The sequence below is a fragment of the Sphaerisporangium sp. NPDC004334 genome (genome assembly GCF_053602655.1).
The window spans coordinates 39,362-56,531 of record NZ_JBSGDZ010000026.1 but is presented as its reverse complement, the minus strand read 5'-3'; the positions used below and the strand labels follow the sequence as shown (position 1 = coordinate 56,531).

Below are 17,170 nucleotides of genomic sequence, written 5' to 3'. Positions count from 1 at the left end.
GGACATGGGCCGCCTCATCCTCCACATGCAGACCTCCATCGACGGATGCGTCGACAGCCACGTCCCCGGCTCCACCTGGAACCTGTGGGACTGGGGTCCGGACTGGCCCTGGAGCCCCGACCTCAGGAAGCGCTTCAACGACCTCCTCGACTCCGTCTCCGGCATCGTCCTCAGCCGGCCGATGGTCTCCGAGGGGTACCTCGCCCACTGGCAGCGGACCGCCGACCAGCACCCCGGCGACCCCGACCACCGGTTCGCGCACCGCATCGGCGAGCTGCCCAAGTTCGTCATCACCGAGCACGGCACGGCCTCGACCTGGCCGAACACCACGGTCGTCACCGGGCCGCTCGCCGAGTCCACGCGCCAGGCCAAGGCCGCCGCCACCGGCGACCTGGTGTGCTTCGGCGGCGCCGGCTTCGCCCGCGCGCTGTTGCGCCACGACCTCGTCGACGACCTGCTGCTCGCCGTCAACCCCGGCGTCGCCGGCGACGGTCCCCGCATCTTCGACGCCTCGATGGCCCACGACTCCTACGAGCTGGCCGAGGCCTTCCCGTCAGCCTGCGGAATCCTGCTGGTCCACTGGGCGAAGCGCCGCCGCTGACCCGGTCCGCGCGGGCCGCGCCCGGCGCCGGCGGCGGATGGCCAGAGCGGCGACGGTGAGGCCGCACACGACGAGGACGACGAGCAGGAGCAGCGTCCAGGGGATGCTCCAGGCGTCGGCCGTGGTCTGGACGACGGCGAGCGGGGCGACCGAGTTGGCGGCGTCGGTGAGCAGCGGGGTGAGGGCGACCGTCCCCGTCAGGCGCAGCGCGGGGGTCACCCCGCGCACCGGAACCGAGACCTTCCAGGTGTCACCCGGGAGCAACTGGGGCGAGTCGCCGATCTGCCCGGCGCGGACGCCGAAGCGTCCGAAGGGTCCTGACAGGGACACCGCCTGCCGGGCGGCGAGGATGGCGTTGCCGGTGTTGCGCACCGTGTAGGTGACGGTGGCCTCACCCTTCCCGAACGGATCGGGCGTGCCCGAGTAGCGCACCCGCAGGTCCTCCGCCGACAGGCGCGGCTTGAGCGCGCCGCCGACGCGCAGGCGGATGCGGATGCCGAGACGCCCGTCCCCCTCGCCGGCCCCGGCCGGTGCGGTGACGATGCCGCCCATGTACTCGCCGGGGGCGGCGTCGTCCGGCAGGGCGACCGTGAAGGGCACCTCCGCCGACCTGCCGGGCGCGACCGTCACGTCGGGCCGGTCCGCGTGGACCCACGCGCCCACCTTCGTCGAGGTCGCGTCCTTGGCGACCAGGTCGAGCCGGCCGCCTTCGGCGGTGAAGGCGTCGGCGGCGTACACGGCGAGGTGGAGCGGCGTGGCGCCGTGGTTGACGATCACGAGGCCGTCCTGCAGCCGGCCGCCCGGGTCGAGGGTGTAACGGTAGTTCTCCCGGCCGGAGCCGAAGTCGCCGGCGGCCGTGCCGACCGTCCAGGAGGCGTCGCCGTCCGCCGCCGCGGCGGGTCCGGCCCCCGCGCCGAGCAGGCCGAGCACGGCGAGCAGCACCACGAGGGTGGCCTGGGCGAGGGCTGGGGTCGTACGCGGTCTGGGCGGGCGCATCTGGTGATCCTCGAACGGTCTGGAACGGCGGGTGGAACGCGTGCGGCGGGGCGGGCCCCCTAGGCCGCCCACCCCACGGCGGGTGGAACGCGTGCGGCGGAGCGGGCGTCCGGACGCTCACCCCACGGCGGGTGGAACGCGTGCGATGGGACGGGCGCCCGAAGACGCCCGTCCCACCAGGGGGAACGGGGGCGGGCCGGTTCAGCGTGAGCGTCCCCGGCATCGCTCCCGGCCGGTTACTTCAGCCAGGCGGCCTCGGTCGCGGCGGGCTGTTGGTCCTCGCCCTTGCCACCGTGGCCGTTGCCGTGGTCGTCACCGTGGCCGTTGTCGTGGTGGTCGTCGCTGTAGGGGCGGATGACCACCTTGTCGACGGCGGAGCCGACCGGCTGCGCGGGGCCCGCGCCGCTGTTCGGGCCGCACCAGGACTCCTGGCCCAGCTCGACCGCGGCGTTGGGGGCGGCGCAGGTGCCGCTGCGCAGGTTCTCGACGACCAGCCGGTCGCCGCGGACCTGCACCTTGACGTAGGTGCGGACGTGCTCCTGGTTCTCGACCGAGTTGGCCCAGTGGCTCTTGGGGTTGAGCGGGTCGGGGCCGTAGTTCGGGTCCTTGGTGGTGTTCGGAGCGGTGAGGTCGTAGTACTTGGAACCCGAAGCGGAGTTCGCCGTCACGTAGATGACCCCGCCCGGACCCTGCGCCACCTCGGCGGCGCCGGGCTGCTCGGCCTTGTTCGCCTTCTGGCCGTTCTTGATCACGTAGCTGCGCGAGTAGCTGTGGTCGTGGCCCTGCAGGACCAGGTCGACGCCCAGGTTGGAGAAGGCGGTCGGGAAGTCCTGGCGACGCAGCTGGTTGTCGGCGTCGTTGGCGTGGCTGGCCGGGGAGTAGATCGAGTGGTGGTACACGAGCACCGTGTACTTGGCCTCGCCGCCGTGCTCCTTGACGACCTTGGAGACGTAGCTGATGTGCGCGGCGTCGGAGCCCGCGGCGTAGGCGTTGCTGTTGAGGTCGATGAACAGCACGCCCTTGTAGACGTACCAGTAGTCACCGCCGGACCGGGTGGCCGCGTCGCCGTTGTAGTAGGGCGCCGAACGGTCGGTGTTGGGCGTCCAGAAGTGCTGCTCGTAGGCCTTGCCGCCCACGTCGTGGTTGCCGATGGTGGCGGCCCACGGGTACTGGCGCAGCTTGTCGGGGGCGAGGAAGGCGTCCCACTGCGTCTCGGTGTTGGCGCTCTCGACCTGGTCGCCGCCGGAGACCAGCAGCTCGGACCTGGGGTTGGCGGCGAGGGCGACGTTCACGGTGTCCGCCCAGCCGGCGCCGTCCTTGGCGGTGTCGCCGGACGAGCCGATCTGCGGGTCGCCGAAGAACAGGAAGTCGAAGTCGCCCTTGAAGTCGCGCGTCTTGAACGAGTAGGCCGGGGACCAGTTGCCCTCGGTGCCCACGCGGTAGGAGTAGGCGGTGTTCTTCTTCAGGCCGTCGATCGTGGCGTGCGCGTTGTAGCCGCCGTTGACGACGTTCGCGGTGACCGTGGCCGGGAAGGTGGTGGTGTGCTTGGGGAACTCGCCGTGGCGCACCTGCTTGGTCGGCGCGACCTGGACCACCTGCGCGGTGCCGGCCGAGGAGTACCAGGACACGACGCGCTGCGACTCGTCGGCGCCCACGCCGAGGATGATTCCGGTGGTCGTCGCGCCGGCGGTGGCGTGGACCGCGGCCGTCAGGCCACCGCCCAGCACCGCGCTGACGCCCATGACCGCCGCCGTGGCGCCCAGGGCGAGCCGGCGTCGGACGATCCCGGGGCCCTGTGCCCGGTTTTCGAGCTTCATCAGGTTTCCGTCCATTTGAGGGTGTTGTGGAGCTTTGTCACGGTTTCCGACGTCGGTGTCCTCAAGGTGAACATGAGACAGGCGTACTGTTGCGCGTGCCGGAAGTTGTGATGCGATCTCAGGTGCCTGGAACGCGCATGCGATCTCAGATGCCGAGAACGCGCTGCGCGAACCACACCAGGCCCATCACCGACACGCCCGCCGCGACCGCTCCCGTCGTCCACAGGCCCGCGACCGGACGGCGGCGGCGCAGCAGCGCGAGCAGCGGGAAGACGGCGATGATGATCGCCAGCTGGACGACCTCGATGCCCACGTTGAACACCAGCAGCGACCACAGGAGCGTCCAAGAGAAGGCCTGGTCGATGCCCAGGGCCGCGGCGAAGCCCAGCCCGTGCACCAGGCCGAAGCAGAAGACCACCGCCAGGCGCGTCCAGCCCGCGGTGTCCAACCCGAAGTGACCGCGCCCGGTGGTCACGAGGTCGGTGGCGTGTGACCGGCGCCGCCAAATCCGCCACAGATGCCAGCCCGCGACGACCGCGATCGACAGCGCGATGACGGGCTCGACGAACGACGCCGGCAGCCGCACCAGGCCGAGAGCGGCCAGGACGAAGGTCACGGAGTGGGCGAGGGTGAAGGTCGTCGCCGCGAGCACGATCTCGCGCAGGCGGCGCGACCCCGCGATGAGCGCGAGCAGGAACAGGATGTGGTCCAGCCCGGTGAGCAGGTGCTCGGCCCCGAGCCGGAAGAACTCCCAGAAGCGCTCGGCCCATGACTGGTGCGTGGAGAACGACGGATGCTTCGCATCGAGCGCGGCGCTTCCCGACGTCAGGTCCAGGCCGTAGGTGACCACCGTCTTGCTGTCGCGCACGTAGCTCTCGGAGTCCGGGAACAGCCCGCTGCGCACCTCGTGCGACTCGGCCGCCTCCGGGCATCGGTAGTCGAGCACCAGCACCGCGTACGGGACGCCCTCGCGTTGCTCGATCGTGTACCCGCCGTCCTGGGACGGGGCGCACGCCTCGCCCTCGGCCGTGACGCCGAAGCGCCCGGTCACGTACGCGAGCACGGAGGCGGCATGGGCGTCGAGCGCGGCGCCCTGCCGCGCCGCGTCGCCGGCCTCGAACGCCGCGGTCCCCGCCCGGAAGAGCGGATCATCCTTCTGCGCGTCGGCGGCGGAGACGACGAGCAGGTCGTACTCCAGCCCGAGCCGGGCGCGGACGTGCCCGGTGCCGGGCGAGGTGAGGTCGACGTAGACGGTCGAGCTGAATCCATGGGCGAGAGCGGGTACGGCGCTGAGCAGAACGGCCACGACCACCGCGGCGACGACGGCACAGGCACGACGCCGGGTGGCGCGGAACATGTGACTCCTTTTCGGTTGGCGAACGCAATCTGCTCGGCCGACATGAACGAGCGGCGGCGCACCTGGAAACGGGCCAAGAACCACGTCTTACCGAAATATCGCCCATAGTGGATGAGGGCTCGCAATGAGGTAGGAAGTAGACGCACCTCCCGTCACGCCCGAAGGACGACCCCATGCGCTCTCGACGTCTGCCCGCCGGAATGCTGGCCGTGGCGGTCGCGACCGCCGTCCTGCCGGCCGGCGGATGCGGCTCCGAGGACGACTGGTCCCGGCCGCACGCCAGGCCGAGCGCGATGGGCGCCCTCGGTCCGGGATTCCTCGACCGGTCCGCGCCGCCCGCCCCGGAGGCGACGATCACCCCGCGCCCCGGCTCGTGGGACGCGACCCGTCCGTCGGAGGGTTACCGAGTGGTGCTGCTCACCGCGGGGACCGACCCCCAGACCAGGACGCTGGTGAACGCCGTGACGCAGTGGGCCGAGCAGGAGCGCGTCAGCCTCAAGACCGTCACGGCCACCCGGCCCGACCAGTACATCGCCCGCATCAGCGAGGCGATCCGCCTGAAGCCCGACCTGGTCGTCAGCGCCGGCAACGACCTGGTCGACCCGCTGGCCATGGTCACCCCCAACCACCTCGACCAGCGGTTCCTGGTGATCGGCGCCGAACTCGCCGAGCCCACCGCCAACGTCACCGCCGCCGACTGGACCGGCGCGTCCTTCCGCGGCGAGGGACTCGGCATGTCCTCGGAGTACGACCCCGCCACCTTCACCCCCGACCGCGCCGCCCGCGCCCTGCGCGCCGGCGTCGCCGCCGTCCTCAACGGCCTGACCGGCATCGTCATCTGGCTCGACTGACAGCCCCCCTCGGGTGGACCGGCCGGCGCGCGGCTACCGTTCGCAGACGATGCCGTCGCCGTCGCGGTCCTGGTACCAGTGGTACTCCGGGTCCTTGTCGCGGTAGTACGGGCCGTAGCCGTTGCGGTTGGCCTCGGCGCAGGTCCGGAAGCGCGGGTCGTTCCCGGACGGCGGGGGCGGCGGCTCGGAGGTGGGCTTGGGAGTGGGTTTGGGGCTGGGCTTGGGGGTGGCCTGCGGGCCGCCGTCGCACCGGCCCGACCAGATGCGCAGACGGGCGGCCCTGGCCGCGGCCTGGTCCTCGCGCAACGGCTTGATGTACCTGTCGTTGACCCCCATCTGGCCCGCCTTGGCGTACCCGTAGCGGACCAAATTGCGGTTCACGAACGTTCCCGCGGTGTTCCACGCGTAGAACAGGTACCGGCCGGCGGAGTCGCGCGCCGTCTTGTCCTTGAGCAGGCGGACGGTCGTCCTCGGGGCGAGCAGGGCCGCGGTGTGCGCGGTCGCGGCCGCCGCCCAGCACTGACCCTTGTTGGGCGCGTTGACGTCCAGCAGGCGCACCCGCAGTGTCCTGCCCTTGTAGACCACATCCACGGTGTCGCCATCGACCACCGCCCTCACCGTGGCGGCCAGGGCCCCGCGCGGCGCGGCGGCAGCGGCGGCGGGCAGAGAGGGGACGACCAGGCCGCCGGACACCAGGGCCCCGGCGAGTAAGAGGCGGGCGCGCAAGATGGCTCCTTGTGTGAGTGAAGTGACGAAAGGGGAGACGGGACATGAAGAGCCCCGGTTGTCCGCGTGTCCCGATCCGGCCACGCCACTTCGTCGCGCCTGCCCCGCGAATCCGGAAAACCCGCCAGAGCCGGCCATGCGGGTTCGGGCAGGGCGGTCTGGCGTCGCTCCAGCCCTGTCACCCAGGCGCCCGCGACAAGGTGGTGCCGGCGGTGCGGTCGTACGGCCGGCCAGAGAGGCGAAGGCGGGCGGCGGGCGGCTCCTTCAGGACCGATCGCGGGCGAGCAGGCCGTCGACGAGGAGTTGCAGCATCCGGGTGGCCTGGGCGACGTCGGCGGCGGTCAGCATGATGCCGGCCATGCTGGCGGAGACGTCGGCCGGTCGGACGTCGGCACGCAGGCTGCCGTCGGCCCGGCCTGCGTCGAGGATGGTGGCGATGGCGACCTCGAGATGCTCGCGGGTATGGCCGGAGGTGATCGCACCGCTGGCGATCACCGCGCGCAGGGCTTCGGCCATGCCGTGTTTGGTGGCGACGAAGTCCTGGTAGCGGCGCATCCACTCGCGCATGGCGTCGGCCGGCGGGAGATCGCTCACCAGGTGCGCGGCCATGGCGCACAGGCGGGCGAGTTCGCTGCGGTACACCTCCTCGACCAAGGCGTCGCGAGAGGGGAAGTTGCGGTAGAGGGTGCCGACGCCGACCCCCGCCTCGCGGGCGATGGCCTCGATCTTGACCGGCTCTGGACCGGCGGTGAGGGCGCGGGTGGCCGCGTCGATGATGCGCTGGCGGTTGCGCTGGGCGTCCCTGCGGGCGCCGGGGCGTCGCTCGGACTCGGAAACCGCGATCACCTCAACCTCACAAGCGGAATCGGTTCCGCTTCTGCTAGGGTCAGACCGAACTGAGCGGAATCGATTCCGCTTACGGTCATCGTATCCGGAGGCCCACGATCATGACCACGACACATGCGTACGCGTACGGGAAGCTCGGCGATCACGATGTCCTGCGGACCGGCTTCGGCGCCATGCAGCTCGAACACGGCGACCCCGCGGAAGCCGTCAAGATTCTGCGCCGCGCGATCGAACTCGGCGTCGACCACCTCGACACGGCCCAGTTCTACGGCACGGCCAACGACCTCATCCGGACCGCTCTGCATCCCTACGCCGAGAGCCTGCGGATCGTCACCAAGGTCGGCGCGGTGACCCATCCGACCGAGCGGCTGGTCACCGCCCAGAAGCCGGCTGAACTGCGGGCGTCGGTCGAGGACAACCTGCGCGCCCTCGGCACCGAACGCCTCGCGGTGGTCAACCTTCGCCGGGCCGACGTGCCACCGGGCATCATCGCCAGTGGCGACCAACTGGTCGACCTGGACAGCCAGCTCGCCGAGCTCATCGCCCTGCGCGACGAGGGCAAGATCGGCGGTATCGGCCTGAGCCACGTCAACCTCGCGCAGCTGCGCCAAGCCCTCCCGGCCGGCATCGTCTGCGTGCAGAACCTGTACAACGTCCTCACCCGCGACCACGAGGACGTGCTGACCGAGTGCGCCGAGCAAGGGATCGCCTGGGTGCCGTACTGCCCGCTCGGATCGGCCTTCGACTGGCTGCCCAGCGTCACCGACGACCCGGTCGTCATCGCGCACGCCGGACGCCTCGGCATCACCCCTGCTCAGGCCGGGCTGGCCTGGCTACTCGGCCACAGCCCGGCCACGCTGCTGATCCCCGGCACCCGCAACCTCGCCCACCTGGCCGACAACGTCGCGGTCACCCGGATCCACCTCGACCAGCAAGCGACGACGGCCTTCAACGCACTGTCCCAGCACTCGCCCACGTAACCGGAAACCCCAAGAAGGCGGTTCAAGCAAGCGCCCCCAAGAGGTGGAAACGCAAGGCGGCTCCTCGTGTGGGCGAAGCGACCCAACGAAGACGGAAAGCGACGCCCCTGGTCGTCGCCGTGCCGGCGATCCCGTGCGTGATGCTCAGCTCACCGGGTGCCAGCCGGGAGGAGGGTCCTCGCCGACCCGGCCGTCGACCGCCTCGCGGAGAAGGTCGGCGTGGCCGGTATGCCTGCCGTACTCCTCGATCAGGTCGCAGACCAGCCGACGCAGGCTGGCGTGCTCCCCACCCGGAGTGGAGATGTGAGCGAGCTGGTCGAGGCCGCTGTCGGCCAGCGCGGCCTCCAGCGTCGCGCGCGAACGGGCGACGGCGTCGTCCCACAACCGGTACAGGTGCTCGGGTTCGTCGGTGTCGGCGGAGGTGAACTGCCAGTCGTCGCCGCCTTCCCAGTGCTCCTCCCACGGTGAGCCGATCGACTTGCCCTGGAACTTGACGTTGAACATGTGGTCCTCCACCACGGCCAGGTGCTTGAGGAGACGGCCGAGGGTGAGCGTGGAGGCGCCGACACGGGTCCGCAGCCCGTCCTCGTCGAGGCCGTCCGCCTTCCAGCGAAAGGTGGTGCGCAGTCGCTCGAGCGCGCCCACCAGGTGCGCGGCCTCGTCACCGGCCAACGGCGGCTCCCACGGAGTATCGGTCATAACCGCAACCCTGGCACAGGTGAGCCGAAGACGGCTCGACATGGCCCTTCGCGACATCCCGCCGCCCCTTGCGGTGATCGCAAGGCCCTGTGAGCTGGAGCCGCCTAAGGGAATCGAACCCTTGACTACGCATCACGAGTCAGAACCAACTCGTCGCCCGACGTGCCTGGACGTCCCATCGCACCTGTCAGAACCCCTGCCACCATGATCGTCCTCTGTGGCCATCCACCGCCGTCGCGGTACGTCGTCAGCATGCCTGTCGACGTGGATGTCGTCGCGGTCGACGCCGGCCCGCATCCTGGTCTCAGGGGACCAGAACGACCTTGCCGAGGTTGCGGCGGGACTCGATGATCTCGTGGGCGCGCGCTGCTTCGGCGAGCGGGATTTCAGCGAATACGCGGGGGCGCAGCGTGCGGTTGCGGTGGAGCTCCCACAGCTCGTCAAGCCAGCGCGCGTAGACCTCGGGCTTGCCCCGGGCGATGGCCGCCATCTGGAAGCCGATGACCGACGCGCTCCGAATAAGCAGCTCATACGCGTCGATTGTGCCGCCGCCCGAACTGAAAGCGACCAGACGGCCGCCGGGGGCCAGAGCGCGCACCGCGGGGCTGAGGAGTTCTCCGCCGACCCCGTCCATGACGATGTCGACCGGATCGCCCCAGGACTCGTCCCCGTAGAGCACGACCTCGTCGGCGCCGAGGGCGCGAACGAACTCCGCCTTGTCCACACTGCTGACGGCCGCGACCACACGACAGGCCCCGCCTGCCTTCGCATACTGCAGGGCGAGGGTGCCGACCGCACTGGCCGCTGCGGTGACCAGGACGGCGTCGCCGGGGTGGGGGCGGCCGGCCTCATAGGCGCCGCGTGCCACCAGGCCGCTGCGGACCAGGGCCACGGCGTCGACGCTGGTAGCCCAGTCGGGAATCGCGGAGGCCATCGTGTGGTGGATGAGGGTCAGTTCGGCATAGGCATGAAAGAAGGAGAGACCGGTGACGCGGTCGCCCACGGCGAAACCGGTGACCCCTTCGCCGAGGGCGGTGACGGTGCCTGCCACCTCACCGCCGAGCGGGACGGGCTTGGCGCCCTCGCGCACCTTCCGTACGGCCGGCAGCGTGACACCGACCGCTTCGGCATGGACGAGCAGCTCACCCGGGCCGGGCTCCGGAACAGGGGTTTCCTCGATGAACAGAACCGCGGGGCCGCCGCTGACCTCATAGCGGACACGACGCATGGACACCTCCGGCATGTGACATGAGCGTGCAGGATCATTGGCATTCCCAATGGATGCTCAACCTATGGGGCAAGTCGTTGGAAAGTCCAATGACTTTGGGATAGCTTGCCGTCGTGACTCCCACCGAATGCCCGCGCGCCCTGGCGCACATCCAGTCCCTGCCGAGCTGGCTGGCCGGCCGGGTCGCGGCGCGCGGCCGGAGCCTGGTCGCTGAGGCGATCGCCGAGGAAGGGCTGAAACTGCAGCATCACGCCGTGCTCGCGGCGGTGTCCGAGTACGGCCCGGTCGCCCAGGCGGATGTGGTACGCCGCTTGGGCTTCGACGCGAAGGACGTGGTCCTCCTGCTCAACGACCTGGAAAAAGCCGGGCTGGCGGTACGGGAACCCGATCCGCAGGACCGCCGCAAGAACGCGGTGACGGTGACACCGACGGGCGCGCAAACCCTGGAGCGGTGCGCGAAGCTGGCGGAGCGGGCCAACGCCGCGCTCCTGGCGCCGCTCAGCGCGGCGGAAGGCCAACAGCTGATGGAGCTGTTGACCCGGGTGTACGAGGCGTAGCGCCGCTCTACGTGTCTTTCGACTGCCGTGGAGCCAACCTGGGTCAACGAGACGTTCGACATCCTGCAGGTGCACCACCCGGAGTGGCCGCCGCCTGAACACGCCTGTCAGCAAGGGTGTCAGCAAAAAGCCCCTTGCGGTGATCGCAAGGGGCCTGTGAGGTGGAGCCGCCTAAGGGAATCGAACCCTTGACCTACGCATTACGAGTGCGTCGCTCTGGCCGACTGAGCTAAGGCGGCGTGCCACGGGGTACCCGCAGCGTGTGGAAGTCTACAGGTTTCCGGGCGTTCTCGCTCACGTCGGTGGCGGGCGGATGGCGGGGTCAGGTGACCTTGGGGCAGAGGGTGCCGGTCTTGGGTGTGGCCACGGTGAGCAGGTAGCGGTCGACGGCGGCGTCGATGCAGCTGGAGCCGGTGCGGTAGGCGGTGTGGCCGTCGCCGTCATAGCTCAGGAGCACCCCTGAGGACAGCTGCGAGGCCAGTGCCTTGGCCCACTCGTACGGTGTGGCGGGGTCGCGCTGGGTGCCGACGACGAGGATGGGCGGGGAGCCGGCGGCCTTCAGCGGCTTGTCGGTGCCGATGGGCTTGGCCGGCCAGTATTCGCACGGCAGGGAGCCCCACATGACGTAGGCGCCGAAGTGCGGGGACTCCTGCTGCGCCGCGCGGGCGGCGTCCTCGTAGGCGGCGGTGTCTCGTGGGTAGGGGTGGTCGATGCAGTTGACGGCCATGTTGGCCTCGGTCTGGTTGGAGTAGCTGCCGTCCTGGTGGCGGTCGACCAGGATGTCGGCCAGTCGCAGCAGGGTGGTGCCGTCCCCGCGGAAGGCCTGGGCGAGAGCGGTGCGGAGCACGGGCCAGGAGCGCTTGTCGTACAGGGCGGTGACGATGCCGAGGGTCGTCCACGACTCGTCGATCTTGCGGCCGTCCCCGGTGTTGTTGCGCAGCGGGTGCTCGTCGGTGCTCTTCAGCAGGGTCGTCAGCTGCGCGAGCGCGGCGTCGGTGTTCTTCGGGGAGAACGGGCAGGTGGTCTGGTTGAAGCAGTCGGCGAGGAAGGAGCGGAACGCGACCTCGAAGCCGCGCGCCTGGGCCGCGTTGACCGTCGGGACCGGGGCGAGGGCGGGGTCGATGGCGCCGTCCAACACCAGGGCGCGCACCCTCTTCGGGAACAGGTCGGCGTAGACGGTGCCCAGGTAGGTGCCGTACGACTTGCCCAGGTACGTCATGCCCTGGTCGCCGAGGACGGCGCGCAGGACGTCCATGTCGCGGGCGGCGTCGGCGGTCCCGACGTGCGGGAGGAGCTTGGCCGACTTGGCCTGGCATCCTTCGGCGAAGTCCTTGGCGCCCTTGGCGAGCTCCTTGACCTCGGCGGAGTCGTCCGGCGTGCCGTCCAGCCCGATGAACTTGTCGAGTTGGGGGCCGGACAGGCAGTGGACCGGCGCGGACTCCCCGACGCCGCGCGGGTCGAAGCCGACCGTGTCGAACCGGGCGAGGATGGCGGGCGTCAGCACGGTCTTGGCGGCGCGGGCGTACTCGATGCCGGAGCCGCCCGGTCCGCCCGGGTTGAGGATGATGGACCCGATGCGCTGCTTCCCGGTCGCGGGGAGGCGGATCACGCTGATCGCGATGCGGTCGCCGGACGGGGCCGCGTAGTCCAGGGGCACTTCGAGCTTGCCGCACTGGAAGCCGTTCTTGCAGTCCGTCCACGCGATCTTCTGCCCGTAGTAGGGCGCGAGCGCGGCCGAGGGGGCCTTGGCGGCGTCCCCACCGGCCGAGGTCGGCCCGTCCGCGCGGTTGCCCGCGTCGCCCGTCGCCGAGCAGGCCGAGGCGAACAGCATCGCCGCCACAAATGCGGTAGCCGTACGGCTAGCGCCGGAAAAGCGCATCATCGCGCCGCCACCCATCCCCCGTTGTAGACGTCTTCGTCGCGGCGTGCCCGTCGGCGGGCCCTTGCCGCTGATTCCCGCCGGCCTCTGTCACAGAGGCCCCGCGGGCCGTTCCCCCGTTGTGCGATGCCGGCTGTCGATCAACCGCGCGGCGTCTTGGTTGTACCCCGCCGACGTGGGCTTTCACTCCTCGACGGTATCCCGTCCGCCGTACCTCGCGTCGTGCTGTTGGCGCGGCGAGCACACGCTCGCCCGGGAGCAGGCGCACCGGCGTCCCCCGTCGTTCAGGCGCACGACGACCGAGTCGGAGGGCACGTTGTGGCCGATGACCGTGCCTTCCCCTTCGGGCGTGTCGACCGCCGCCCCCACGCGCGGCGCCGCCGAACGGAACTCCTGGTACAGCGGGTGCTCGTACTTCAGGCAGCACATCAGCCGCCCGCAGGCCCCCGCGATGCGGAGCGGATTGACCGGAAGATCCTGGTCTTTGGCCATGCGGACCGAGACGGGTTCGAAGTCCTTGAGGAAGGTGGCGCAGCACAGGTCACGGCCGCAGGGGCCGATGCCGCCCTGGAGGCGGGCCTCGTCGCGCGGGCCGATCTGGCGCAGCTCCACGCGCGCCCGCAGGTTGCGGGCGAGATCGCGGACCAGGGCCCGGAAGTCCACCCGGTGCGGGGCCGAGAAGTACACGGTGTAGACGTTCTCGGCGTCGAGGTAGTCGACACCGACGATCTTCATCGGTAGCTCGTGCCGTTTGATGAGGCGCTTGGACACGCTGCGGGCCTCTGCGCGCCGCCGCCGGTTGCCCTCGTCCCGCTCAAGGTGGTCTTCGCCGGCGATGCCCGCGCAGACGGGCAGGCCCTCGACGTCGTCGCTCACCCATTGCGGCGCCCACACGCACTCGGCCACTTCCGCCCCGGCCTCGGTCGGCACGAGAACCTTGTCGCCGACCTTGGGACTGTGGTCGCCGGGATCGAGATAGTAGAGCCGTCCGTAGCGGGTGAAGCTAACGGCCATGATCATGCCCACGGAACGCCTCCGCCTCCTAGCCGTCACGCCCGGTACGGCCAGCGCCTGCGCGCTTCCGGCCCACATTACGCGCAGATCGGTCGCAGGAGGCAACCCTTCGGGACGGCGCCGCTCATCGCGGAGCGGCGGCGGGGGCGTCCGCCGCGGCGGCGGCGCCAGGGATGCCGGAGGCGCCGTGGCCGGCGGTGAGGGTGGCGTACACCGACCGCAGCCTGCCTTCCAGCTCGACCAGGGCCCGCAGCACCGGATCGGCGCCCTGGCCCGCCGGCTGGTCCTGGTCGAGCGGCGGGAGTTCGACGGGCACCCACGCGGGAGCGGGGCGACGGCCCAGAGTCAGCCGGATGGCTCCGATGTTCCTGCGCAACGCGATCCGGGCCGCGTGGTGGGACGGAGTGGAGGACGGACCGGGCTCCGCCGCGGCGGGCGGGGTGGCGGGTGCCGCGGTCGCCGAAGGAGTGGAAGACGAACGCGGCGGTGGCGGGGCGGTGAGCGTGGCGACCGGGTCGCCGCATGCGGCCAGGTCCTCCGCGCATTCCGCCAGCCCCGGACGGGTCCGGTGCGCGGGCAGCACGGGGACGAACGGCCGCAGGACGTGCCGCAGGGCGACCAGAGGCTCGGCGGCGATCTTCAACGCCGCGGCCTGTTCGTCGAACCGCGCGCGTTTCTCCTGCTCCGGCGGGCCTTGCAGAAGATCGCCGAGCGCCTCCAGTGTGCGCGACAGGTTCCGGCGCACGACGGCCTCGGTTCTGATCGGCAGCAGGACGAACGCCGGGAGGACCGCGCAGACGGTGCCGAGCACGATCTGCAGCAGACGCTCGCCAAGGAACGCCGGACCGGCCTGGCCCAGCAGCCCGTACAGCAGGGCGAGCATGCTGGTCATGCAGAACGACCAGTACGCGTAGTCCACCTGGCGGAGGATCAGTCCCACCAGCAGGTACGCGAAGATCGCCACGACCGCGGCCACCGGGTGCCCCGTGACCGGACCGGCGATCAACGTCGCCGTGCCCGCCCCGGCCAGGGCGCCGGCGAAGCGCTGGGCACCCTTGTGCAGGACGTGGCCCCGCGACCGGGCTCCGATGGTGACCACCAGGGCCGTGACCACCGTCCAGGGCCAGTGGGCGGGGAAGAGCAGGTGGCCGGCCGTGAAGGCGAGCGCCAGGGCCAGCGCCGACTGCGCGGCCAGCCGGGTGTGCACGAGCCCGGACGCCGCCGCCGAGGACGAGAGCGGGGACGGCGACGGCGACGGCGACGGCGACGGCGACGGCGACGGCGACGGCGACGGGAGTGGGACGGCGGCCGTCCCGTCGCGGGGAGGCGCCGGTCGGGGACGCAGACGCGCCATGGTCACGGCCGCGACGCCGTTCCACGCGACCGCGACGAGCGCCGCCACCGCCGACCAACCCAGCGCGGCGAGTGGGTCGCCGCCGACCGGGACCGGTGCCATGAACAGGCCCAGCAGGGGCAGCGCCAACAACCGCCCGAACGCCGACGCGACGTGGCCGTACCGCCGCAGGTGGATCGACACGAAGACGAGCACGACGAACAGGGCGCTCCCCACCAGGGGACTGACGAGCATGAGCGCGCCGGCGACCGCCACGCAGGCGGTCACCGCCGGGAGCCCGAGGATCACCAGCGGACCCTTCCAGCCGGCCCCGCCACGGGAGACCCGGTCCAGGGAGAAGGCGATCACCACACCGAGGACGAGCACACCGGACGACGCGTGGGCCCAGCGGGCGAGGACGGCGAGCGTGGCGAACGTCCCCACGGCGGCGACGAACGCGCGGAACCCTTGGAACACCGCGAAGCGGTCCGGCAGCACGGACCGGCGGCCGAAGCGTATGCGCCGCATCATAAGCATGTACGTATCAGATTCCCGCGATTGGCGGCTAGATAGTACGAGAAAGCGTATTATCTGATCGTGGAAGAGGACGATGCGCGGGCCGAGGTCTCGGCGGTACGGCGGGGAGCGATGCGGCTGGCCAGGCGGCTGCGGGCCGAACGGCCAGAAGGGGTCTTGAGCAGCGCGAAGCTCAGCGTCCTTTCGCATCTGTACCACCGGGGCGGCATGACGCCCAAGGCGATCGCCGAGCTGGAACGCGTGCAGGCGCAGTCGATGACCCGCGTCCTGGCCGAGCTGCAACGCGAGGGGCTGGTCGCCCGCGAACGCGACCCGGGCGACGGACGCCAGTCCTTGATCACCCTCAGGCCCGAGGGCATGGCCGCCCTCGTGCGTGACATGTCCTATCGGGACGCGTGGCTGGGCCGGGCGATGGAGCACCATCTGTCCCCGGCGGAGCGCCGTATCCTGCACCTCGCCGGCGAGCTCATGGAACGACTCGCCGAGGCCGGCCTCCCTCCCGGCCCGACACCGTCACCGTCGGAGTCGGAGTCGGAGTCGACGATCCAGGCGACCGGTCCGGCCTGAGGTCAGGGACGCCAGAGGGAGACGGCCATCGCCTCGACGGCGATCTGGGGGTTGACGTTGGCGGCCAGCCGCTCGCGACAGAGCATGATCGCGTCGATGCGCCGCAGGGTGTCCTCGGGCGGGCTCGACCGCGCCAGCGCGACCAGGTCGGCCCTGCGGTCTTCGGTGGACAGTTCCACCTCGGCCCCGAACTGGACGGCCAGGACGTCGCGGTAGAAGGCGACCAGGTCCAGCAGGGCGACGTCGAGCGAGTCGCGTTTGATGCGCGTCGCGCGCGACTTCTGCCGGTCCTCCAGCTCCTTGATCGCCCCGGCGCCGCCGCGCACCAGCCCCTTGTTGAGACCCTTGCCCGACGAGCCCTCGCCGTAGATCTTGCGCAGCTCGGTGGTCTCGGCCTGGTTGAGGTGCGCGGTGGCCTCCTCGGCGTCCTCGGCGGAGGTCTTGACCAGGCGTTCGGCGGCGTCGACGCACTCGCCGACGCCGGTGAGCGAACGCGGCAGCGACAGGACGGCCTCGCGCCGGCGGCGTACCTCCTCGTCCAGGGCCAGCCGCCGCGCCCGGCCGATGTGCCCCTGGGTGGCCCGCGCGGCGAACTCCGCCACCTCGGGCGCGACGCCGTCGCGCGTGGCCAGGACGTGCGCGACGGCCGCCGTCGAAGGCGTGAGCAGGGTGACCACCCGGCACCGGGACCGGATCGTGATCACCATGTCGTCCGGGGACGGCGCGCACAGCAGCCACACCGTGCGCGGCGGCGGCTCCTCGATGGCCTTGAGCAGCGCGTTGGCGGCCGCCTCGGTGGAGCGGTCGGCGTCCTCGAACAGGATGACCCGCCACCGGCCGAGTGTCGGAGCGCCCGCCGCGCGGAGCACGAGCTCGCGCGTCTGCTTGACGCTGTACGACAGCCCTTCGGGCCGCACGGTCTCGACGTCGGGGTGGGAGCCGATGGCGACCTGGTGACACAGGTCGCAGTGGCCGCAGCCCTGGTCGGGACAGAGCAGCGCCGCGGCGAATGCCCGGGCGGCCTCCGAACGGCCCGACCCGGGGGGACCGGTGAACAGCCAGGCGTGCGTCATGCCGGCGCCGCGCCCTCCCGCGAGGGCCTCGGCGGCGGCCGCGGCGGCACGTCCGAGAACGTCCGCCGCCTCGTCCTGGCCGACCAGGTCGTCGAAGACCGTCACGCAG

At 71.3% G+C, this 17,170-nt stretch carries 16 protein-coding genes and 1 tRNA gene; 5 read left to right on the top strand and 12 right to left on the bottom strand.

Annotated elements, in window-relative coordinates; genetic code table 11:
- The first annotated feature begins 4 nt into the window (after positions 1 to 4).
- Positions 5 to 601 carry a dihydrofolate reductase family protein gene (locus ACWEN6_RS30155; protein WP_452574900.1) on the top strand — a complete coding sequence of 199 codons (597 nt, stop codon included), beginning with the start codon at positions 5 to 7 and terminating at the stop codon, positions 599 to 601.
- Here the strand turns inward: ACWEN6_RS30155 and ACWEN6_RS30150 are convergent.
- The 3 genes from ACWEN6_RS30150 to ACWEN6_RS30140 form a co-directional block, all read right to left on the bottom strand.
- The gene (locus ACWEN6_RS30150) at positions 554 to 1,597 is read right to left on the bottom strand and encodes a WxL protein peptidoglycan domain-containing protein (RefSeq protein WP_452574899.1); all 1,044 of its coding nucleotides are present in this window, start codon (positions 1,595 to 1,597) and stop codon (positions 554 to 556) included. The genes ACWEN6_RS30155 and ACWEN6_RS30150 overlap by 48 nt on opposite strands.
- 236 nt (positions 1,598 to 1,833) lie before the next feature.
- Entirely contained in the window at positions 1,834 to 3,414 is a 1,581-nt protein-coding gene (locus tag ACWEN6_RS30145; RefSeq protein ID WP_452574897.1) for a fibronectin type III domain-containing protein, read from the bottom strand.
- Positions 3,415 to 3,559: 145 nt separating this feature from the next.
- Positions 3,560 to 4,771, bottom strand: a complete 1,212-nt coding sequence (locus ACWEN6_RS30140; RefSeq protein WP_452574895.1) for a HupE/UreJ family protein — start codon at positions 4,769 to 4,771, stop codon at positions 3,560 to 3,562.
- Positions 4,772 to 4,944: 173 nt separating this feature from the next.
- Here ACWEN6_RS30140 and ACWEN6_RS30135 point away from each other — a divergent pair, with 173 nt between their 5' ends.
- Entirely contained in the window at positions 4,945 to 5,622 is a 678-nt protein-coding gene (locus ACWEN6_RS30135) for a hypothetical protein (protein WP_452574893.1), read from the top strand.
- Between the two features lie 33 nt (positions 5,623 to 5,655).
- Here ACWEN6_RS30135 and ACWEN6_RS30130 read toward each other — a convergent pair whose 3' ends face one another.
- Together ACWEN6_RS30130 and ACWEN6_RS30125 are read right to left on the bottom strand one after the other, a co-directional pair.
- The gene (locus ACWEN6_RS30130) at positions 5,656 to 6,348 is read right to left on the bottom strand and encodes an excalibur calcium-binding domain-containing protein (RefSeq protein ID WP_452574891.1); all 693 of its coding nucleotides are present in this window, start codon (positions 6,346 to 6,348) and stop codon (positions 5,656 to 5,658) included.
- 264 nt (positions 6,349 to 6,612) lie between these two features.
- Positions 6,613 to 7,194, bottom strand: a complete 582-nt coding sequence (locus ACWEN6_RS30125) for a TetR/AcrR family transcriptional regulator (RefSeq protein ID WP_452574889.1) — start codon at positions 7,192 to 7,194, stop codon at positions 6,613 to 6,615.
- Positions 7,195 to 7,295: 101 nt separating this feature from the next.
- Between ACWEN6_RS30125 and ACWEN6_RS30120 the strand changes: the two genes are divergently transcribed.
- Entirely contained in the window at positions 7,296 to 8,174 is an 879-nt protein-coding gene (locus ACWEN6_RS30120; protein WP_452574888.1) for an aldo/keto reductase, read from the top strand.
- Positions 8,175 to 8,318: 144 nt separating this feature from the next.
- On the opposite strand, the gene ACWEN6_RS30115 is transcribed toward ACWEN6_RS30120, so the two are convergent.
- Together ACWEN6_RS30115 and ACWEN6_RS30110 are read right to left on the bottom strand one after the other, a co-directional pair.
- Positions 8,319 to 8,873: a mycothiol transferase gene (locus tag ACWEN6_RS30115; RefSeq protein WP_452574886.1), complete on the bottom strand. Its 555-nt coding sequence runs from the start codon at positions 8,871 to 8,873 to the stop codon at positions 8,319 to 8,321.
- 304 nt (positions 8,874 to 9,177) lie between these two features.
- A complete protein-coding gene (locus ACWEN6_RS30110) occupies positions 9,178 to 10,116 on the bottom strand; it encodes a quinone oxidoreductase family protein (protein WP_452574884.1) in 939 nt (312 codons plus the stop codon).
- A 98-nt stretch (positions 10,117 to 10,214) separates the two neighbouring features.
- Here ACWEN6_RS30110 and ACWEN6_RS30105 point away from each other — a divergent pair, with 98 nt between their 5' ends.
- On the top strand, positions 10,215 to 10,658 hold the full coding sequence (locus tag ACWEN6_RS30105; protein ID WP_452574882.1) for a MarR family winged helix-turn-helix transcriptional regulator: 444 nt from the start codon (positions 10,215 to 10,217) through the stop codon (positions 10,656 to 10,658).
- A gap of 162 nt (positions 10,659 to 10,820) precedes the next feature.
- On the opposite strand, the gene ACWEN6_RS30100 is transcribed toward ACWEN6_RS30105, so the two are convergent.
- From ACWEN6_RS30100 to ACWEN6_RS30085, 4 genes are all read right to left on the bottom strand, one after another.
- A tRNA-Thr gene (locus ACWEN6_RS30100) sits at positions 10,821 to 10,897 on the bottom strand.
- A gap of 83 nt (positions 10,898 to 10,980) precedes the next feature.
- Entirely contained in the window at positions 10,981 to 12,489 is a 1,509-nt protein-coding gene (locus tag ACWEN6_RS30095) for an alpha/beta hydrolase (RefSeq protein ID WP_452574880.1), read from the bottom strand.
- 231 nt (positions 12,490 to 12,720) lie between these two features.
- Positions 12,721 to 13,557, bottom strand: a complete 837-nt coding sequence (locus ACWEN6_RS30090; protein WP_354843173.1) for a PSP1 domain-containing protein — start codon at positions 13,555 to 13,557, stop codon at positions 12,721 to 12,723.
- A gap of 118 nt (positions 13,558 to 13,675) precedes the next feature.
- Positions 13,676 to 15,415: an FUSC family protein gene (locus ACWEN6_RS30085; RefSeq protein WP_452574878.1), complete on the bottom strand. Its 1,740-nt coding sequence runs from the start codon at positions 15,413 to 15,415 to the stop codon at positions 13,676 to 13,678.
- A 66-nt stretch (positions 15,416 to 15,481) separates the two neighbouring features.
- Between ACWEN6_RS30085 and ACWEN6_RS30080 the strand changes: the two genes are divergently transcribed.
- The gene (locus tag ACWEN6_RS30080) at positions 15,482 to 15,988 is read left to right on the top strand and encodes a MarR family winged helix-turn-helix transcriptional regulator (protein ID WP_452574876.1); all 507 of its coding nucleotides are present in this window, start codon (positions 15,482 to 15,484) and stop codon (positions 15,986 to 15,988) included.
- A 2-nt stretch (positions 15,989 to 15,990) separates the two neighbouring features.
- Here the strand turns inward: ACWEN6_RS30080 and ACWEN6_RS30075 are convergent, their stop codons facing one another.
- Positions 15,991 to 17,166 (bottom strand): DNA polymerase III subunit delta', encoded by a 1,176-nt coding sequence (locus ACWEN6_RS30075; protein ID WP_452574874.1) that lies wholly within the window; start codon positions 17,164 to 17,166, stop codon positions 15,991 to 15,993.
- Positions 17,167 to 17,170: the final 4 nt, after the last annotated feature.